Origin of the sequence: Paenibacillus pasadenensis (genome assembly GCF_002864175.1) — a bacterium.
GTDB classification, from domain to species: Bacteria; Bacillota; Bacilli; order Paenibacillales; family Paenibacillaceae; genus Paenibacillus_O; species Paenibacillus_O pasadenensis.
Map to the genome: position 1 here is coordinate 309532 of NZ_NFEZ01000004.1, position 14986 is coordinate 324517.

Below are 14986 nucleotides of genomic sequence, written 5' to 3' on the forward strand. Positions count from 1 at the left end.
ATGAGTCCGGCCAAGCATGACCTGGCCTCGCCGCTGGAGCTGACTCCGGCCGAGCCGGAGCCGGAGGCCGCCGTCATCTCCCGGCTGCGGGCCTGCCTGCACCGCATCGGCAGCTTCCTTTCCTTCCGCTGACCCTTTTCGCAACGGCGACATTCCGCTCAGGAGGTGATGACCGTGATGGCAATCTGGCCGCTTCCGTTCCCGAAGCTTCCGATCCCGCTTCCGTTCCCGATCGACCCGATCATCCTGTTCTAATCGCTCCCGCTCCGCCCATTCCCTTTCAGGAGGTGAGATCCATGAACGAAATCTCCCTGCAGCTCGAAGAGCTGGAAGCCGTCGCGGCTCCAGGCTGGCAAGATACTGTCGTCATCATCGCCATCGGACTCGGCATCGCGGCCCTCACCTAGTTCCGATTCCCGCATAGCGATATTCCTTGAGAGGAGGTGAAATCCATGAAAAACCTGTCCCTGCAGCTCGAAGAGCTCGAGGCGGTCGCCGCTCCGGTCGATTGGGGCGATGTCGCGATCGGCATCGGCATCGGCATCGGCATCGGCGCCATCGCCTTCACGTAATCCGCGTTTCCCTGCATCCGACATTACGCCAAGGAGGTGAAATCCATGAAAAACCTGTCCCTGCAGCTCGAGGAGCTGGAAGCTGTTTCCGCTCCGGACTGGAAAGACGTTGCCGTCGGCATCGGTATCGGCATCGGCATCGGCGCGATCGCCTTCACGTAATCCATTTATCCCATCCACTTTCATCCAAGGAGGAATGATCCATGAATCCATCCCTGAACCTGCATATGGAACTGCTCGAGGACGTATCCGCTCCGGGCAGCGGCAAGGACTTTGTCGAAGGCGTAGCGGTCGGCCTGGGCGCCGTCGCGGCTGTCACGGCGATCATCGCCTTCACGTAAGAGCGACCCCGTACCTTTTCGGAAAGGAGGCCAAAACCATGAACCAAGCTCTGTCCCTCCAACTGGAGGAAATGGAAAGCATCGCAGCACCGGGCGACGGCGCGTACATCGCCGGCGTAGCGGTAGGCGTCGCGATCGGCATCGGCATCATCGCCTTCACGTAATCGAAGCTTTACTTAACCCTATCCAAGGAGGAATCATCCATGAACCAATCGCTGAACCTGCACATGGAGCTGCTGGAGGACGTATCCGCTCCGGGCAGCGGCAAAGATTTCGTCGAAGGCGTAGCGGTCGGCCTGGGCGCCGTCGCAGCCGTCACGGCCATCATCGCCTTCACCTAAGAACCGCTTCGGACGAACAATCGCCCGCAAGACCCGGCTGAGCCTCTCAGCCGCTTCAGATGGGAGACTCTCTCCCCGCCCGGACGATGGAGCCGGGCGGGGGAGTCCTCCCCATGACGAGCATCGCCGCATTATTTTTTTCCTGGATTAACGATGAAGCCTGACCCGGACATTATCCACGATTCGAGGTGAACGAGATGTCGACCGCATCATTAGCCTTCGATATCCATGAGATCGAAAACAACCTATTCCTGGTTCAACATAAATCGAGCCGCAAGTTCATCCGCATGGGGCCGCGCGAGACGGAGTACCTGCAGTTCCTCGCCGCCGTCCCCGCCGCCGCCGCGGACCCGCCGCAGGGCGAAGCGGCCGCCCAAGCCGCCCCGGCCTACGCCGGCAGCCTGACGGAGGAGGAGCGGGCCTATCTCGCCGCCAAATTCGGCGAATGGGGCTTCCTCGACCCGGCCTTGCCGGAGGAGGAGGCGGCCGGAGCCCGCAAGTGGCGCTTCAACTGGCGCATCGACGACCTGACGACGATCAAGTTTTTCTCCGTCGATCCCGACGCCTGGCTGGACCGGCGGCTGCCGCTCATCCGCCTGCTGCTCCACCCGGCGGCAATCGCCGCCTACGGGCTCGTCATGCTCGGCGCGTTCGCGCTGCTGCTGTCGCAGCCGCAGCTGACCGTCGGCCTCGACCCGTACGGCCTCGGCTGGGGCCAGTACGCGGCGATCTACGCGATGATCGTCCTGACGACGGTCATCCACGAGCTCGGCCACGGCATGACGTGCAAATATTACGGCGGGCGCGTGAAGCAGATGGGCGCGATGCTGTTCTACTTCAGCCCGGCGATGTTCTGCGACGTGAGCGACACGTATACGTTCCGGCGCCGGCGGCATAAGCTGGCCGTGCTGGCGGCGGGCGTGTTCAGCCAGTGGCTGCTCTCCTCGCTCGCCATCCTCGCCTACGGCGCGCTCCAAGCGGCCGGAGCGCAGCCGTCGGAGCTGCTGCTGTACTACGCCTTCGCCAACCTCGGCATGAGCGTGCTCAACCTGCTGCCGCTCGTCAAGCTCGACGGCTACTGGATGCTGAGCCACGGCCTCGGCATCGCCAACCTGCGCGCCAAGGCGTTCCGCTCCCTGTGGAGCCTGCTGCGGCTGACGAAATTCCGCGGGGAGGCTGCCCAAAGCGGCGCCAGCCGCCGGGAGCGCGCGATCCTGCTCGCCTACGGCGCGGCGGCGACGGCGTTCACTCCTTGCTTCTGGCTGTGGGGCATCCTGCAGGTGCAGCAGCGGCTGCAAGCCTGGATCGGCGCCTTCAGCTTCCTCGTGACCGCCTGCATCGCGGTCGTCATGCTCTATCATATGGGCAAGTTTTTCCGGACGATGAGACAGCCGGCCTGACCGGCTCCAAACCAAGACAAGGTGGGATATGAGATGGGACTGGAAATCAATCATCTGATCAAGCGCTACGGAGGGAAGACGGTGCTGCACGGCATCTCGCTCGAGGCTCGCACCGGCCAGGCGTTCGGCCTGCTCGGCGGCAACGGGGCGGGCAAGACGACGACGATCCGCTCCGTCCTCGGCCTGGTCGAGTACGAGTCCGGCTCCATCACGTGGGACGGCAAGCCGATCAAGGACAACCGCCCGAGCATCGGCTATTTGCCGGAGGAGCGCGGCCTGTATCCGAAGGAGAAGGTCAGCGAGCAGCTCGTCTACTTCGCCATGCTGGAAGGGCTGTCCCGGCCGGCGGCGGTCAAGGCGATGCGCGGCTGGCTGGAGCGGCTCGGCATCGCCGAGCATGAGGGCAAGCGCGTCGAGCAGCTGTCCAAGGGCAATCAGCAAAAGGTGCAGATCATCTCGTCGCTCATCCACGATCCCGAGCTGGTCATCCTCGACGAGCCGTTCAGCGGCCTCGACCCGGTCAACTCCGACATGCTGGCCGCCGTCGTGCAGGACCAGCTGAAGCTCGGCAAGACGATGATCTTCTCCAGCCACCAGATGGGCCAGGTCGAGCGGTTCTGCGACCAGGTGTGCATCCTGAAGCGCGGCGAGATGACGGTCTCCGGCAAGCTCGCCGACATCAAGCGCTCCTACGGGCGCACGAGCCTGCTGCTGCGCAGCGAGCAGGACCTGACCCCGCATCTGGCGACGTTCGGCGTGCGGCCGGTCGAGGAGTCGCTCCACGAGTGGCAGGTCAAGGTCGACAGCGAGGAGCAGGCCCACGGCCTCATGCAGTCGATGGCGGGCGCGGGCGTGAAGCTGCTCAAGTTCGAGATCAAGGAGCCGACGCTCCATGAAATCTTCATTGAAAAGGTAGGCGAAGGAGCATGAAGCAGTTCGGCCTCGTATTCCAGTACTCGTTCCGGGAGCGTCTCCGCTCCAAAGCGTTCACGCTGACGATCTACATCGCAGCGGTGCTGCTGGCGGCGCTCATCTTCCTCCCCAAGCTGCTGCAATCGGACAGCGAATCGGTGGACGGCACGATCGCCGTCGTCAACAAGACGGACCTGGCGGTCACGTCGGAAAGCCTCCAGCAGGGCGTATCGCCCTCCTACGCCTGGAAGCTGATCGAGCCGTCCGGAGAAGCCGAAGCCCTGGCGCAGCTGGCCAAGGACGACGACAGCCTGCTCGGCTTGGCGGCGATCGAGGAGAAGAACGGCAAGCCGGTGCTCTCGCTTACGGTCAACAAGCTCGACGACGCGCCTTACGCCGAAGCGCTCGGCACCTACCTGCAAGGGGCGTACACGGCGAGCGAGCTCGCCAAGCTGACGCTGGACCCGGCGCAGAAGGAGCGCGTGACCGCGGCCCTGCAGCTCGACGTGCAGGAGCTGAAGGCGGGCAGCAAGTCCATGTTCTCCATGTACATGCCGATTTACTTGATCAGCTTCATGCTCTATCTGCTGCTCTACATGTGCGGAGGCAGCGTGGCTACCTCCGTCTCGGTCGAGAAGAGCTCGCGCGTCAAAGAGATCCTCATCACCAAGGTGAAGCCGGAGCAGCTGCTGTTCGGCAAGGTGCTCGGCGTCGGCCTCGCCGGCCTGCTGCAGTTCGTCCTGATCCTCGGCATCGGCTACGGCATGATCCTCGCCTCCGGCTCGGGCAGCGGGCTCAGCCTGTTCGGCTTCACGGTCGACTTCTCGATGCTGGATGCCAAGACGATGGTCCTGCTCGTGATGTTCTTCATCCTCGGCTACTTCTTCTACGCGGCGCTGTTCGCCGCCTGCGGCTCGCTCGTCAGCCGCAGCGAGGAGGTCAACGCCGTGACCTTGCCGGTCTCGCTCCTCATGATGGGCGGCTTCGTGGTCGCGCTGCTCTCGCTCGGCTCCCCGGAAGGCAGCCTCGCCGTCGTCAGCTCCTACATCCCGTTCGCGACGCCGTTCGCGATGTTCGTCCGGATCGGCATGTCCGACCCGTCCTGGACGGAGATTCTCGTGCCGACGCTCATCCTGCTTGCCTCCTCCGTCCTCGCCTGCTGGATTTCCGCCAAGGTCTATCAGGTCGGCGTGCTGCTCTACGGGCAAAAGCCGACGCCGAAGCTGATCTACAAAGCGCTTCGGTCGACGATGTAAGGAGGGGCGCACATGGCGATAGACATCACCAAGGAGACGCCGTCCGTCCGCCCCGTCCCGATTCCGCCCCCGGCCGTCCGGGGGGAGGAGGCGGCGGCCCGGCCGCTGCTCGGCCAGTGGGCGATGGTGACCGGAGCCGGGCGCGGCATCGGCGAGGAGATCGCGCGGCAGTTCGCCGCCTCCGGCGCGTCGCTCGTCCTGACCGAGCTGCCGGATCGCTTGCCGCTGCTGGAGGAGAGCGCCGCCGCGCTGCGGCGGGAGCATGGCGTGCAGGCGAGCTGCCTGCCGCTCGACCTGCGCCGATTCGAGCAGATCGAGGCGGCGGCGGCGCGCATCGGCGGCGAGGTTGAAGCGGGCGTGGACTACCTCGTCAACAACGCCGGCGTCAACCTGCTGCAGCCGGCGCTGTCGCTCACGCAGGAGGAATGGGACTTTGTCGTGGACATCAACCTCAAGGGCACGTTTTTCCTGACCCGCGAGGTGGCCAAGGCGATGGTCCGCAAGAAGCGCGGCTCGATCGTCATGATCGCCTCGCAGCACGGCGTCGTCGCCAACGAGAACCGCGCTCCCTACTGCGCCAGCAAGGCCGGACTCATCCATCTGTCCAAGGCGCTCGCGGTCGAATGGGCCAAATACGGCATCCGCGTCAACACGGTGTCGCCGACGTTCGTGCTGACCGAGGCGAGCGAGCCGCATCTGACCGACCCGCAGTTCCTGCGGGCCAACCTGCCCAAGCTGCCGCTGCGCAAGTTCGCGACGCCGGAGGACATCGCCCGCTCGGCGCTGTTCCTGGCGACGGACGCGGCCGGCATGATCACCGGGCACAATCTCGTCGTCGACGGCGGCTGGACCGCCATCTGACGGCGGCAGCGCCTGAGGCGGCTGCCCGACCGGGAGCTCCGTTTCGAGGGTCCGCCACGCATAAGCAGCACCGCAAGCCGGATACCCGGCGAAGCGCATCCATAAGCAGCACCCGAGCCGGATACCCGGCGAAGAGCATCCATAAGCAGCGCCGAGAGCCGGATACCCGGCGGCCAGACGGCGGCGCAGCGCCCGGCCGGATACCCGGCCCGATCAAGCATCGTCCGCAGCGGAGCCGGTTCCCGGGCCTTGGCGCCCGGCGGCTTCCGCGAGGGCGGACGGCGCTTCAAAGCGGCACTTATCCCTATCCATTCGACGCGAGGAGGCGGTTGCGATGTATTTCGGCGTATTCAAGGACCTGAGGAATTTGGGGCTGCCCGGCAGCCAGGATTTCGACCTGTATGAAGGGTACTATTCCGAGTTCTACGAGGCGGTGGCGGGCCGCACGGACTACGACATCCCGCTGCTGCTGGAGCAGGCGGCGGCCCTTGCGGGCGACGGCAAGGTGCTGGAGCTGGCCTGCGGCTCGGGCCGCGTTCTGATGCATCTGGCCAATCGCGGCTTCCAGACGGTCGGCCTCGACCTGTCGGAGGATATGCTCAAGCTGTGCCGCCGCAAGAGCGAGCAGCTGCCGCCGCGCCTGAAGAACCGCATCGAAGTGCGCCAAGGCGACATGACGAGCTTCGAGCTCGGCGAGAAGTTCCCGCTCATCATCCTGTCGGCGACGAGCATCAGCCTGCTGCGCCAGCAGGCCGACCTGGAGCGCATGCTGCAGACGGTGGAGCGCCATCTGGCGGACGGCGGACGTTTCGTCTTCGACTACGTGCTGTCCAACGACATCCACAACAGCCAGCTGCGCGGCGGCCGCGTCAACGGCGTCACGCTCGATCTCGGTCCCGACCACAAGCAGTTCGTGCTCATGGGCGAGGAGGAGAATCTGGACGATCAGAGCGCGGTCATGAATTTTTACGCCGAGGTCATCCAGGGGGGCCAGACGAAGCGCTATTTCGGCTCCACGTTCAAAAAATTCTTTCCCGAGCCGGACATCTACGCCAGCATCGCCGCTTCCGGCCTGCGCATCGTGGACACCCGCACGTACAGCGTCGAGGGCGACGGCAATGTGCGCTGCCTGATTCTGGAGAAGGAGGGCGCCCGATGAACGCCTTCGTCACCCTTCTGGGCGGCTGGGGAGAGAGCGGCGAGGCCGAGCCGATCGCCGCCGCCCTGCGCGGCCTCGGCGTCGAAGCGCGCGCCGCGTCGGCGTTCGGCGAGATCGATCCCGGCAGCGACCTCGTGCTCGTGCTCCAGGCGGAGCGCCAGGGCGCCGCGTTCAACGCCTACGCCCTGGAGCATGGGCTGACGTGGCTGCCGGTCGCGTTCTCGCATACGGTCGGCCGGCTCGGACCGATCGTCGTCCCCGGCGAGACGGCCTGCTACGAATGCCTGGAGCTGCGCGGACGCGCGAACGGCGTGCCGCCGCTTGCGCCGAAGCCGAGCCGGTTCGATCCGAGCTGGTCGATGGTGGCGTCGCTGGCCGTCATGGAGACGGTCAAATGGCTGTCCCGCTCCACGAACAGCTTCGCGCCGCTGTCGCTCGGCCATCAGGTCGAGTTCGACGCCTTTCACCTGCAGGGCGAGGTGAACCCGGTGTACCGGCTGCCCACCTGCCCGTCCTGCGGGCTGCGCCATCAGGCGCGGCTCGCGGCCCAGCCGTGGACCGAGGCCGGGCTGGTGCATCGGCCATGAGCCGCCAGCTGATCCGCCGCTGGAGCGGCGCGGCGGCGGCGTCCCCAAGCGTCGCCAGCCGGCCGCTCGGCCTTGCCCTCGGCCTGACGGAGCCGCTGGCGCGGGCGATCAGCCCGCAGGGCGGCATGGTGCGCAGGCTGATGAGCCTCAGCACCGATCCCGGCGATCCGGCGCTGTTCCTCAGCCTCGCCGCTCCGGCCGATCCGAAGGCGTTCGGCGGCCGCCAGCACGGGCTGATCGACCGGTTCGCCAGCGGCATGGGCTTCACGCTGCAGGAAGCGAACGTCTCGGCGGTCGCCGAAGCGGTCGAGCGCTACTGCGCCGCTTACGTCATGCCGGACCGCACCGTGTTCGCCTCGTGGAGCGAGCTGCGGGCGGAGGCGCTGCATCCGCGCGAGCTGCCGCTGTACACGCCGGAGCAGCACGCGGCCTGGCAGTTCCCCTACCAGCCGTTCACGGAACAGGCGCGCATCCGCTGGGTGCCGGCCGTATCGCTCGCGACCGGCCGCGAGAAGCTTGTGCCCGCCGCGATCGCGTGGGACTCCTATGTGCCGCAGAGCGACGACGAAGCGGCGATCTGCTTCGGCCTGATGACCGGATCGGCCGCCGGCTCGACGCTCGAGCAGGCGATGATCGGCGGGCTGCTGGAAATCGTCGAGCGCGACGCGTTCATGATGATGTGGTACAACATGGCCTCGCTGCCGCGGCTCGACATCCGGGATCATCCGCTGGCGCGGCCGTTCCGCGAGCTGCTCGACGAGAGCCGCTTCGAGCTGTCGATCGTGGACACGACCGGCGACACCGGCATTCCGTCGTCGTTCGGCCTGCTCCGGACGAACGACGGCCGCGTCAGCTTCGGCGGCTCGGCGCGTCTGTCCATGGAGGAGGCAGTCGTCAAGACGCTGATGGAGATCAGCCAGCTGTTCATCGGCAACAAGGCGCAGATCTACGCCGAGGGACTGCCGTCGCTGCTGCCGCATCAAATTACCGACTACGGCCTGCGGCTTCCGTATTACGAGCAGCCGTTCGCCCATGAGGAGCTGGCCTTCACGGCGGCCTCGCCGCTGCTGCGTCCGGTGCCGCCGGCTCCGGCCGTCGCTTCCGCCTCCGAGGCGGAGCGGCTCGCCTATCTCGTCGAAGCCCTGCAGGCGCGCGGCCTGGAGCCGCTCTGCGTCGACGTCACGACCGACGACGTGCGCGAGCTCGGGCTGCATGTCGTCAAGATGATCGTGCCCGGCACGATCCAGCTGCCGCGCAGCGAGCGCGAGCGGCTGATCGCCAGCCGCCGCATCTACGACGTGCCGGTGGAGCTCGGCTGGCGCAGCTCGCCGATCGCTCCTTCCGAGCTGAACGTCAGCCCGCATCCTTTTCCTTGATTGGCCTCGACCGGCGGCCTCGCGCCTCCCGCGCCTCGGCCGCACCATCAACCCATAAGGGCGTGATTCCATGCAATCCAAGTTCATCGACTGGCGCGCCGACGCGCTCGCCGGCGAAGATTCTCTGTCCCTGACGTATCACCTCAACTCCAGCCATTATCCCCAGCTCGAGGTGCTCACCCGCTCCCGGATGAAAATGCTGCGCAAGCTGTTCGCGCAGATGAACGCTCCCGCCACGCCCGCCAAGCGGTATTTCTCCGCGCCGCATTCCCGGCTGGCGGACGATCCGGAGGCGGAGGCAGAGGGCGGCCTGAACGACCATCCCGCGCTGCGCCGGCTGCTGGTCCGCCTGCGCCGCCAGCAGCCGCAGACGGCTCCGTTCGCGGACTTCGGTCCGCTCGAGGAGCTCGGCGGGGCGGCGCTCGACTCGCCGGAGCTGTACATCCTCTCGCGCAGCTTGGCGACGAAGCGGCTGGAGCTGTTCTACTTTCATCCGCACGGCGACTGCCTGCAGGAGCTCGGCGCTCCGGACGAGGAGCGCTGCTCCGCGCTGTTCGATCCGGCGGTGAATGCCGGTCCGCTGCAGGGCGCGATTTTCGTCGCCGCCAACCTGCATCGGTCGCTGCAGCTGTTCGGCGAGCGCGGCTACCGGCTGAGCCTGCTCGAAGGGGGCCGCATCACGGAAAGGCTGGCCGCCTGCTCGGCCGGCAGCGGGCTCAGGCTGCAGCCGGTGCTCGGCTTTTACGACAGCCGCGTGCATCAGCTGCTCGGGCTTGACGGCCAGTACGAGGTCGCGCTGAGCTGCCTGCTGCTGCAGGCCGAGCCGGAGGCTTCCCGATGACAGACCGCACCGAGCCGCTCCCCCTTCTCCCGGGGGAGCTGCCGCTGCGCGTCTCGCCGGATAGCGCGCAGCCGCTATACGCCCAGCTGGAGGCTCAGCTGCGCGAGCTGATCCACAGCGGGGCGCTGCCGGAGGATATGCAGCTGCCCAGCTTGCGGGATCTCGCCTCGAAATTGGGCTGCAGCCTCATCACTGTTCGCCGCGTCTACCTGGATCTGGAGCGGGAAGGGCTGCTGACGATCTCCAAAGGCATCGGCACCTTCGTCTGCCGCAGCGGCTCGGAGCGCTCCGCGCGGCGGTCATGGTCGCGGGCGCTCGTGCAGGAGTCGTTCCGCAGCGCGGTCGCGACCGGCTCGAAGTATGGCCTGAAGCCGGACGAGATGCGGCTGCTGCTCGAGGAGCAGCTCGAGAGATGCGCCTCGGGACCTGCGCCGGATCCGGGACCTGCGGGCGGCTCGGGCGGAGGCCAGCCGCGTGACGAGCGCCCGCTCGGCCCGCGTCCCCGCGACGGCGAGCCGAGCGGCGGTCCGTAAGCGTCCCGGATGCAGAAAGCGGTTCCCGCGCCGGCGCAGGCGGGACTTTTCGGAGGCCGCGTGGAATGGCCTTGCGGTCCTATCCAGCCGTTTCCTTGCCTGCAGGCAAGGAAACGGCTTTTTTCGGCTGTCCGCTCCCAGGGATTGAAGGATATGGATAATTTTCTGTGGAATAAGTCATGGGACCTCATGCACACGCCGTAGTCGCTCACACCTGGGGCATAGGGATCAGATCGGGGGGGATTTGATGGAGCAGACGATCAGACGGATGGAGCAGGCGATGAAGGAAAGCGTCGAGGCGCACTTCGTGCTGCCGCAGCTGCGCGAGATGGCGCTCGCCTGCCTGGAGCAGAAGCTGAGCGAATCGATGCTGTTCGGCAAGATGACGATGCTGCATTACCGCATGTACAAGGGCGAGGACGACGAGCGGATCTACCGGGCCGCGGCGGCGGTGGAGCTGATGATCCTGAGCCTCGACATGATTGACGACGTGCAGGACCAGGACAATCCGGCGGTCCCGTGGAGCGCGTACCGGCCGGAGATTGCGCTGAACCTGGCGCTCGGCATGCTGATGATCGCGCAGCGGCTGCTGCTCGAGAGCGGCTTCGAGCCGGAGCGGGCGCAGCAGGCCGCGCGGCTGCTCAGCATGCAGGTGCTGACCGCCGTGCACGGGCAGACGCTCGACCTGCTCAACGACATCCCCGACGAGGACGCCTATCTGGCGATGGTCAGCCAGAAATCGGCGGCGCTGCTCGTCTGCGGCTGCATGATCGGCACCGTGCTCGCCACCGGCGAGTGGAAGGAGCAGGTGCGCGGCTACGCCGAGCAGCTCGGCATCGCCGCCCAGATCAAGAACGACATCCGCGATCTGGCCAACTGGACGGACAAGAACGACTTTTTGAACCGCAAGCTTACGCTGCCGACGCTGTTCCTGCTGCAGGCCGTCACGGACGAGGACCGCTGGGTAATCGACTACTACGAGGGCCGGCTCTCGATGGAGGAGGTCCGCCACCGGCGCGAGGAGCTGGAGGCGATTCTGGAGAAGACCGGCACGATGCTCTACTCGTCGGTCCGCATGCGCACGCATTACTACCGTTTCCTGGAGCTGCTGGAGCAGCTGGAGCTGGAGGAAGGCTGGCGCGACCAGATGCTCGCTCTGGCGGAGTAAAGGGCGGACTTTCCGTGCGGGAGCCGGCTCGGCCAAGTGCGGGCGAATGCTTCGGCGCGGGGGCGAGCCAGACCGAGTCGGGCGGACTCTTCGGTGCAAGAGAGGGCAACGCCGCCGGCCGAGGGGCTGAATCCCGCCATCCGGCATATCAGCGGCTCCGCCATCCCGCAGCCCGCCATCTCCGCAAGCAGCCGCATGCGGGGCGCGCAACAACGTTTGCGGCTTTCCCCTAGCTGCTTTTCGTTTCCGACATCCTGGCGCCTTGCTATAGTGGAGTTAAGAGATGCGACGCTCTTAAAACCCAATTCGGAGGGATGTACCATGTTGAAAGAAATGATCCAATCTATCGTGAAGGAATCCGGCTCTGTGATGCGAATTCAAATGGGACAGCTTCAACTGGCAGGCCTCAGCGATGCGGAGCAAAGAGCGTTCGTAGACGTAGTGGAGCGCCGGGAGCAAGGCAAGGGAACCAGCTTGCTGCAATCGGGTATCTGGACTTAAACCATCCAAGGGTAGGTGAGTTAAGCTGTCTTTCAAGCTCAAGCCAGTCGGATTCATCCTGACAGTCTTACTGCTCGCCTTTTATCTCGTACAGACCATCGCCATTCATCCACTCCTCGGAGTAAACGTACAACGAAGCGAAGACGGCACATACACCGTCGAAAGCATCGAGCCGGAGTTCTGGGGTCATGGAAAAATTCAGGTTGGAGACCGGCTTGTTTCGACAGACGGGCAAGATCCGGACCATTTATTCAATCTTCGGACCTTTGGCTATTTGGAAATGGTATCTACAATAAATTTAGTCAGACAGACAGACGCTGGAGAGGAAAACCTGACCTTTGTCGTGCCTCAAAGGCTTGTAGGAAATCAGTTGATCTTTTATCTCATTCTGCCTTCGATTGCTTTGCTCATCTTTATCTCTTTTTCATCCTTTGTCTACAAGCGAAAAAAAGAAGACCCTGCTGCCCTCCGCCTGATTTTATTTTTCCTGTGCATCGGGTTCGCTTACCTCAGCGCCATGGTTTCCGGGAGAGGGGATCTGGTCGGCAGAGTCGTGCTTACGGCTTCCTTTGCCGGAGTGCCGCTGACCTTCCTGCTCTTCCTGGACCGCTACTTGCAGCGCTTCGGCAAGCGGTTCGCCTCGAAGGCGGCTCTGCTCCTGATGCAAGCGGGCTTCATCGCGCAGCTTGCCGTTCAGGCGATCGAGATGACTGGGGCGGTACCATTCAAGTCGATCTTCCTGATGGCCTACTTCGTGCTCGGCAACGCATACATCATCTACAAGCTGGTCCGCTCGTACCTCGCTCATCGGCAGGATGACTTGAAGTCGCTGTTCAAGCTGACGCTGCTCGGCCATCTGGTCGGGTTTCTGCCGTTTCTGCTGCTGTTCGGCGTGCCGCTGCTGTTCGGCGTGCCGATCATCCCGGGGCAGGTGGCGGCGGCGTTCCTGCTTGGACTGCCGATCGTCTACCTGTACATGTTCACGACGCAGCGGCTGTTCGACATCGACTTTTTCCTGAGCCGGTTCTCGTACTACACGATCATCGCCTTCTTCCCGACGCTGCTCATCACGGGACTGGCGGTCGTGCTCACGAACCACCGCCAGCTCGCCTGGGTCGGCTGGGTGCAGCTGTTCCTCGTCGTGTACCTGCTCATCACGGCCTTCCTGTTCGGCAAGGAATTCCTCGACTACCGGCTGCGGCCGAAATGGAACAAGGACCTGAACAACTTCCAGGGCAGCCTCGACCGCTTCTCCTCGCGCATCTCGCGCGTCATGAAGCAGGCCGATCTCGAGCGGGTGCTCGAGCAGGAGGTGCGGTCCATCCTGCCTGTGCGCGAGGTCGCTTTTTTCCGGTATGAGCCGGAATCGGCGCCGCAGGCGCAAGACGCGGCCGAGACGCCCCAGGCGATCGCCGCCCGCGAGCTCGCCGCGAGCGGCCGCCGGCTCGGCGTCGGCGCCGCCGTCGTCCTGTCGACGGGCCTGGCCGTCGTCATCGGGCAGAAGCGCTCCTCCTACCAGATCCTCTGGATCGGAGACAAGACGAACCGCACCAAGTTCAATCCCGACGAGCTCGGGTGGCTCAAGACGCTGGCCAACTACAGCGCCATCGTATTCGAAAACCTGCATCTGATCGAGAATCTGATCGGAGATCTGGAGGCCGAGATGTCCAAGCGCCAAGGAACGCCCTCGTGGGTGCTGCGCATGATTTTCCAGCTGGCCGAGAGCGAGCGGCGCAAGCTGGCTTCGGATCTGCACGACACGGCGCTCCAGGACCAGCTCGTCTGGTACCGCAAGCTGGAGGCGGCGATGCTCGACCACGACATGCCGCCGGAAATGCGCGGCCAGCTGACGGACATCCGCGAGGGGCTGCTGGACGTCATCCATCAGATCCGCGAGACGTGCAACGAGCTGCGGCCGCCGCTGCTCAAGGAGATGGGGCTCGTCGAATCGCTGCGCAGCCTGTTCGAGCAGCAGCAGATCCGCGCGAACTACGCGATCGAGTTCAACGCCGGCGAGCCGCCGGAGTCGCTCGGCGACGAGGAGACGCTGACGCTGTTCCGCATCGTGCAGGAGCTGCTCGTCAACGCGAGCAAGCATGCCCGCGCGACGCTCATCCGCATCGAGCTGCGCGAGGACGAGGGCGGCGTGCGGCTGCGCTACCGGGACGACGGCGTCGGGCTGGCGCTCGAGAAGCTGCAGGATTCGTATCAGCATATGGGCCTCTCCGGCATCAAGGAAAGGGTGCGGAGCCATGCAGGCCGGATCCGGTTCCTGTCGGAGCCGGGCGAAGGACTGGAAGTCGATCTTTGGCTGCCGATCGAATCGGCGGCTCATGAAGGAGAAGATGGGATAGATGAGCGCGATTCGAATCTTGCTGGTTGACGATCACCCTTCCGTAGGCGAAGGAACCAAGACGATGATCGAACAAGACCCGGACATGAAGGTTACGGTTCTGCATTCCGCCATGGAAGCGCTGGAGATCGTCAAGGCGGAGGCCTTCGACGTCATGCTGTTCGATCTCAACATGCCGGTCATCAGCGGCCTGGAGCTGACCAAGCGCCTGATGGCGTCCAATCCGGAGCACCGGATCCTGATCTACACCGGCTACGAGATCAGTCCCAACTTCAATCTGCTGATCGAGTCCGGCGTCAGCGGCTTCGTGAGCAAGACCGCCTCGCGCGAGCAGCTGCTCACCTCGATCCGCTGCGTCCTGCGGGGCGAAGCGATCGTGCCCGTGCAGCTGCTGCGCCAGCTGCGGCGCCGCGACATCCGGCTGCCGCAGGAGCATGGCGAGCGCGTGCTGGAGGAGGTCAGCATCAACGAGCGCGAGACCGAGATCCTGCAGGAGGTCGCCAGCGGCAGCAGCAATCGCGATATCGCGAGCAAGCTGCTCATGAGCCAGCGCACGGTGGAATACAATTTGACGCGCATCTTCGAGAAGCTCGGCGTGCGCTCCCGTTCCGAGGCGATCGTCGAGGCCAAGCGGCTCGGCATCTTGTCGGCGAGCGAGTTCCGGTGAAAAGTGGAACTTTTTCCAGCGGATTCTTTGCTTTTGGGTACCGGAACGTGCTACAATAGGGGAATCGTATAGGAGACACCAGTCGCCTAGGCGAAGAGGGCCGGCGATGCTGCCCTTT

20 protein-coding genes are annotated in these 14986 nt (G+C 64.9%); all 20 read left to right on the forward strand.

The window, feature by feature from the left end:
• The 20 genes from B8V81_RS26000 (at window position 1) to B8V81_RS11150 (ending at window position 14868) form a co-directional block, all read left to right on the forward strand.
• The gene (locus B8V81_RS26000) at window positions 1–132 is read left to right on the forward strand and encodes a hypothetical protein (protein WP_255309618.1); all 132 of its coding nucleotides are present in this window, start codon (window positions 1–3) and stop codon (window positions 130–132) included.
• A 164-nt stretch (window positions 133–296) separates the two neighbouring features.
• A complete protein-coding gene (locus B8V81_RS26135) occupies window positions 297–407 on the forward strand; it encodes a daptide-type RiPP (RefSeq protein ID WP_304363381.1) in 111 nt (36 codons plus the stop codon).
• 45 nt (window positions 408–452) lie between these two features.
• Complete coding sequence (locus B8V81_RS26140; protein WP_304363382.1) at window positions 453–572, forward strand: daptide-type RiPP; 120 nt, start codon at window positions 453–455, stop codon at window positions 570–572.
• A 45-nt stretch (window positions 573–617) separates the two neighbouring features.
• Window positions 618–734 carry a daptide-type RiPP gene (locus B8V81_RS26145; RefSeq protein WP_304363383.1) on the forward strand — a complete coding sequence of 39 codons (117 nt, stop codon included), beginning with the start codon at window positions 618–620 and terminating at the stop codon, window positions 732–734.
• Between the two features lie 41 nt (window positions 735–775).
• Window positions 776–913 carry a daptide-type RiPP gene (locus tag B8V81_RS25245; protein ID WP_164820112.1) on the forward strand — a complete coding sequence of 46 codons (138 nt, stop codon included), beginning with the start codon at window positions 776–778 and terminating at the stop codon, window positions 911–913.
• A 38-nt stretch (window positions 914–951) separates the two neighbouring features.
• On the forward strand, window positions 952–1077 hold the full coding sequence (locus tag B8V81_RS26005; protein WP_255309619.1) for a daptide-type RiPP: 126 nt from the start codon (window positions 952–954) through the stop codon (window positions 1075–1077).
• Between the two features lie 39 nt (window positions 1078–1116).
• A complete protein-coding gene (locus tag B8V81_RS25250) occupies window positions 1117–1254 on the forward strand; it encodes a daptide-type RiPP (protein WP_164820113.1) in 138 nt (45 codons plus the stop codon).
• A 197-nt stretch (window positions 1255–1451) separates the two neighbouring features.
• A complete protein-coding gene (gene mpaP, locus B8V81_RS11090; protein ID WP_101808381.1) occupies window positions 1452–2654 on the forward strand; it encodes a daptide biosynthesis intramembrane metalloprotease in 1203 nt (400 codons plus the stop codon).
• A 33-nt stretch (window positions 2655–2687) separates the two neighbouring features.
• Window positions 2688–3584 carry an ABC transporter ATP-binding protein gene (locus B8V81_RS11095; protein WP_028599326.1) on the forward strand — a complete coding sequence of 299 codons (897 nt, stop codon included), beginning with the start codon at window positions 2688–2690 and terminating at the stop codon, window positions 3582–3584.
• Window positions 3581–4822, forward strand: a complete 1242-nt coding sequence (locus B8V81_RS11100; protein WP_052333331.1) for an ABC transporter permease — start codon at window positions 3581–3583, stop codon at window positions 4820–4822. Before B8V81_RS11095 ends, B8V81_RS11100 begins: the two co-directional genes overlap by 4 nt.
• Window positions 4823–4834: 12 nt before the next feature.
• A complete protein-coding gene (locus B8V81_RS11105) occupies window positions 4835–5683 on the forward strand; it encodes an SDR family NAD(P)-dependent oxidoreductase (protein WP_052333332.1) in 849 nt (282 codons plus the stop codon).
• Between the two features lie 334 nt (window positions 5684–6017).
• Window positions 6018–6842 carry a daptide-type RiPP biosynthesis methyltransferase gene (gene mpaM / locus B8V81_RS11110; protein ID WP_052333333.1) on the forward strand — a complete coding sequence of 275 codons (825 nt, stop codon included), beginning with the start codon at window positions 6018–6020 and terminating at the stop codon, window positions 6840–6842.
• Window positions 6839–7429, forward strand: a complete 591-nt coding sequence (locus B8V81_RS11115) for a TOMM precursor leader peptide-binding protein (RefSeq protein ID WP_028599328.1) — start codon at window positions 6839–6841, stop codon at window positions 7427–7429. Before mpaM ends, B8V81_RS11115 begins: the two co-directional genes overlap by 4 nt.
• Complete coding sequence (locus B8V81_RS11120) at window positions 7426–8805, forward strand: YcaO-like family protein (RefSeq protein WP_028599329.1); 1380 nt, start codon at window positions 7426–7428, stop codon at window positions 8803–8805. The genes B8V81_RS11115 and B8V81_RS11120 overlap by 4 nt, the downstream gene beginning before the upstream one ends.
• A 70-nt stretch (window positions 8806–8875) precedes the next feature.
• Window positions 8876–9646 carry a nitroreductase family protein gene (locus tag B8V81_RS11125; RefSeq protein ID WP_043111465.1) on the forward strand — a complete coding sequence of 257 codons (771 nt, stop codon included), beginning with the start codon at window positions 8876–8878 and terminating at the stop codon, window positions 9644–9646.
• Complete coding sequence (locus tag B8V81_RS11130) at window positions 9643–10179, forward strand: GntR family transcriptional regulator (protein ID WP_052333334.1); 537 nt, start codon at window positions 9643–9645, stop codon at window positions 10177–10179. Before B8V81_RS11125 ends, B8V81_RS11130 begins: the two co-directional genes overlap by 4 nt.
• Window positions 10180–10426: 247 nt before the next feature.
• On the forward strand, window positions 10427–11347 hold the full coding sequence (locus B8V81_RS11135; RefSeq protein WP_084137366.1) for a polyprenyl synthetase family protein: 921 nt from the start codon (window positions 10427–10429) through the stop codon (window positions 11345–11347).
• Between the two features lie 321 nt (window positions 11348–11668).
• Window positions 11669–11848: a competence pheromone ComX gene (gene comX, locus B8V81_RS24790; RefSeq protein ID WP_127464377.1), complete on the forward strand. Its 180-nt coding sequence runs from the start codon at window positions 11669–11671 to the stop codon at window positions 11846–11848.
• Window positions 11849–12401: 553 nt separating this feature from the next.
• Window positions 12402–14231: a sensor histidine kinase gene (locus tag B8V81_RS11145; RefSeq protein WP_180968426.1), complete on the forward strand. Its 1830-nt coding sequence runs from the start codon at window positions 12402–12404 to the stop codon at window positions 14229–14231.
• Window positions 14203–14868 (forward strand): response regulator transcription factor, encoded by a 666-nt coding sequence (locus B8V81_RS11150; protein ID WP_028599332.1) that lies wholly within the window; start codon window positions 14203–14205, stop codon window positions 14866–14868. Before B8V81_RS11145 ends, B8V81_RS11150 begins: the two co-directional genes overlap by 29 nt.
• Window positions 14869–14986 lie beyond the last annotated feature (118 nt).